Genomic DNA, 3,244 nt, shown 5'->3' with positions numbered 1-3,244 from the left:
AAATGGTGACCCCTAGGGGAATCGAACCCCTGTTACCACCGTGAAAGGGTGGTGTCTTAACCGCTTGACCAAGGGGCCAAGTCACATTTGCTGTAGCACTGCCACGCTACTCTTAATATATTACATTATTATTCTACATATGTCAACATATTTTTTAAACTTTTTTTATTTTTCTTCTTTTTCTACCATACAGCTTAGCCAACATAAGTTTTAAGTATTTTTTTAAATAATATTTTATACATTTCAACCCAATAATAATCACATTGTAATTTCATTTTAAAAATTTCATTCGGCCTTTATTTACATTTCATTTCATTTATTGTAATATTAATAAAAGAATTCAATTAACGGGGGTTATTATATGGAAAAATCAACAGTATGGATACCTAAGAACTACTCTTCTAAGCTATCTCTTAAAGAAACTGAAATTGCCATTAAGAAAGTAAAGGATTTTTTTGAAGAAAATTTATCTAAAACATTAAATCTTACAAGAGTTTCAGCACCACTTTTCCTTGATACTGCTTCAGGATTAAATGATAACTTAAATGGTACAGAAAGGCCTGTATCTTTCGATGTGAAAGCTATGGATGGAAGCAATATAGAAATAGTTCATTCCCTTGCTAAATGGAAGAGGCTTGCACTTCATAGATATGGATTTAACATAGACGAAGGTCTTTACACCGATATGAACGCCATTAGACGAGATGAAGACTTGGATAATCTTCATTCAATATATGTTGATCAATGGGATTGGGAAAAAGTTATTAGTAAAGATGCCCGCAATATTACCACTTTAAAAGATACAGTTAAACAACTATATTCTGTTTTCAAAGCCACTGAAAACTATATAAATTCATTATATCCAAATTTAAAGAAATATCTTCCAGATGAAATTTCATTTATAACTACACAAGAACTAGAAGATATGTATCCTAATTTATCGGAAAAAGAGCGCGAAGATGCTATCTGTCGTGAAAGAAAAGCTGTATTCTTAATGGGTATAGGTGATACCTTAAAATCCGGTAAAAAACACGATGGCAGAAGTCCTGATTATGATGATTGGTCCTTAAATGGCGATATATTATTTTATTACCCACTATTTGATAAGGCTTTGGAATTATCTTCAATGGGTATAAGAGTTGACAAAAAAACTCTTGAGTCACAACTTATAAAAGCTAACTGCCAAGAACGAAAAAATCTGCCTTTCCATCAACTATTATTAAACGAAGAACTTCCTCAAACCATTGGTGGTGGTATAGGCCAATCAAGAATATGCATGTTCTTTTTACAAAAAGCTCACATAGGTGAAGTGCAAGCTTCCATTTGGGATGAAAATACATTAAAGAAATGTAAAGAAAATAACATTGAAATATTATAATATTTTTACATTACTAAAGAGATATAAATTATGTCACATATGATTGGTAAAGAATCATATAAAAGTTTAGAGGAACGTTTAAATAAATTTCCACAAGGAACACCACCTTCAGAAACACTATATATGATTCTTTCTTTAATGTTCACTGAAGAAGAAGCAGCCTTAATTTCCCTGCTTCCCTTTAGAGAATTTAATATAAAAACCACAAGTAAACTTTGAAAAAAAAGCAAAGCTGAATAAGTATTAAGCGAGCTCTTACATCAACACTTAAGTGTGGAAGACGATTTTGTTCATGAAGTTTTTTGGGGAACAGAAACAAAAATGGGCCGCGCCTTTGTACAAGAAAGAGCCTTAAACACAGAAAATAGTATCGATATTCTTGATTATGAAAAAACAAGCCATATTTTAAAAGAAGCTAAACATATAAGTGTTAGCACTTGTTATTGCAGACATAAGGCTCATCATTTAGGAGATGATTGTTATGCACCACTGGAAACATGCCTTAGCTTTGATAATGTAGCTTATAGTCTCATAGAGCATAATCACGCTAGGGAAATTGATTCTTCAGAAGCTTTAGACATAATAAATATGTCTATAGACCATAACCTTGTACAATGCGGTGAAAATGTACAAAACAAACCTAGCTTTATATGTAATTGCTGCAAATGCCATTGCGAAGCTTTTATGGCTGCTAGAAAATTTGGACTTTTAGTTCCAATGAATACAACTAATTACATTCCAATAATTGATGAAAGCAAATGTGTAGGTTGCGGAAAATGCACTTTAGCATGCCCAATGACAGCAATTGCAGAAAAATAAAAAAGTATTACGTATTATTTTCCTCCATAACATTCTTTTAAATCATGGAACTTATAATACGTAATACTTTATATTTTTATAAGGTATTTCCTTAAATATATTTATTTTTTACACTTCTTAATTTATAAAGTAGCACCAAAATCAGTAACAATAATTTGTCCTGTAATAGCTTTAGCTTCATCACTAGCTAAAAACAATATAGTATTTGCTACATCTTCTGGCTGGCATATTGGTACATTCTTATCCATATGAGCCATTATTGCACCAAGCATATTCATATCTAAATTTTTCAAGTTATCAGATGATGTCATAGGTGTATTTACAGTACCTGGACACACAGCATTACATCTAACTCCTATAGAAGCCATTCTTAAAGCCACATTTTTTGTCAAGGCAATAACAGCTCCTTTACTAGCTACATAAGCTGCTCCCCCATTTCCTACAACACCTGCCACAGAAGCTGTATTAACTATAGCTCCACTTTTTTGCTCTGCCATCACCTTGGCTACCTCTCTAGTGAAGTAAATAGTTCCTTTGGCATTTATATCAATAACAGCATTTATATCTTCATCTTTTACAGAATCAATTGCTGCTGTTCCATGATCTAAAATTCCAGCATTATTTACTAATATATCAAGCTTACCAAATTTCTCAAGTGTCTCATTCACCACTTTAGTACACTCAGCTGGATTAGAAATATCACTTGCAACAGCTAGTACATTTCCTCCCATAGTTAAAATTTCTTCTGATACCTTTTGTAGCTGTTTTTCTCTCCTTGCTGTAATTACTACCTTTGCTCCCTCTTTTGCAAATAATAAAGCTGTAGCTTTCCCTATTCCAGAATTACCACCTGTAATAATAGCTACTTTACCATCTAATCTCATACTATACTCCTCCAAATCTTTTATTCAAAAAATATTATACCATTTAAAGGAATATATGTAATTATATTGAATTCTTTTATTGTTTTTTTATATAACAAAAAAACTCTAGTATTACTAGAGTTTAATGGAGCTGGCAATAGGAATCGAACCTACAACCTGCTGA

Annotated in this window: 4 protein-coding genes and 1 tRNA gene; 3 read left to right on the top strand and 2 right to left on the bottom strand. The window is 32.0% G+C overall.

Annotated elements, in window-relative coordinates; all coding sequences use genetic code 11:
- Nucleotides 1-3: 3 nt before the first annotated feature.
- A tRNA-Glu gene (locus Q5O44_RS00600) sits at nucleotides 4-78 on the bottom strand.
- 283 nt (nucleotides 79-361) lie between these two features.
- Between Q5O44_RS00600 and asnA the strand changes: the two genes are divergently transcribed.
- The 3 genes from asnA to Q5O44_RS00585 are packed head-to-tail and all read left to right on the top strand — an operon-like array spanning nucleotide 362 to nucleotide 2,197.
- Nucleotides 362-1,378, top strand: coding sequence for an aspartate--ammonia ligase (gene asnA / locus Q5O44_RS00595; protein ID WP_022166442.1), 1,017 nt, complete (start codon nucleotides 362-364; stop codon nucleotides 1,376-1,378).
- A 30-nt stretch (nucleotides 1,379-1,408) separates the two neighbouring features.
- Nucleotides 1,409-1,597: a hypothetical protein gene (locus Q5O44_RS00590; protein ID WP_022166441.1), complete on the top strand. Its 189-nt coding sequence runs from the start codon at nucleotides 1,409-1,411 to the stop codon at nucleotides 1,595-1,597.
- Nucleotides 1,598-1,651: 54 nt separating this feature from the next.
- Nucleotides 1,652-2,197: a 4Fe-4S dicluster domain-containing protein gene (locus Q5O44_RS00585; RefSeq protein ID WP_022166440.1), complete on the top strand. Its 546-nt coding sequence runs from the start codon at nucleotides 1,652-1,654 to the stop codon at nucleotides 2,195-2,197.
- 122 nt (nucleotides 2,198-2,319) lie between these two features.
- Here the strand turns inward: Q5O44_RS00585 and Q5O44_RS00580 are convergent, their stop codons facing one another.
- Nucleotides 2,320-3,081: an SDR family NAD(P)-dependent oxidoreductase gene (locus Q5O44_RS00580; RefSeq protein WP_022166439.1), complete on the bottom strand. Its 762-nt coding sequence runs from the start codon at nucleotides 3,079-3,081 to the stop codon at nucleotides 2,320-2,322.
- Between the last annotated feature and the right edge of the window lie 163 nt (nucleotides 3,082-3,244).

Source organism: Clostridium sp. CAG:221 (genome assembly GCA_000435835.1).
Lineage (GTDB): Bacteria > Bacillota > Clostridia > Clostridiales > Clostridiaceae > Clostridium.
The sequence above is the reverse complement of the archived record's forward strand: the minus strand, read 5'-3'. Positions and strand labels throughout refer to the sequence as shown.

What these genes read in the sequence shown, in the direction of transcription:
- asnA (WP_022166442.1), top strand. Translation starts at nt 362, where the DNA reads ATGGAAAAATCAACAGTATGGATACCTAAGAACTACTCTTCTAAGCTA.
- Q5O44_RS00590 (WP_022166441.1), top strand. Translation starts at nt 1,409, where the DNA reads ATGTCACATATGATTGGTAAAGAATCATATAAAAGTTTAGAGGAACGT.
- Q5O44_RS00580 (WP_022166439.1), bottom strand. Translation starts at nt 3,081, where the DNA reads ATGAGATTAGATGGTAAAGTAGCTATTATTACAGGTGGTAATTCTGGA.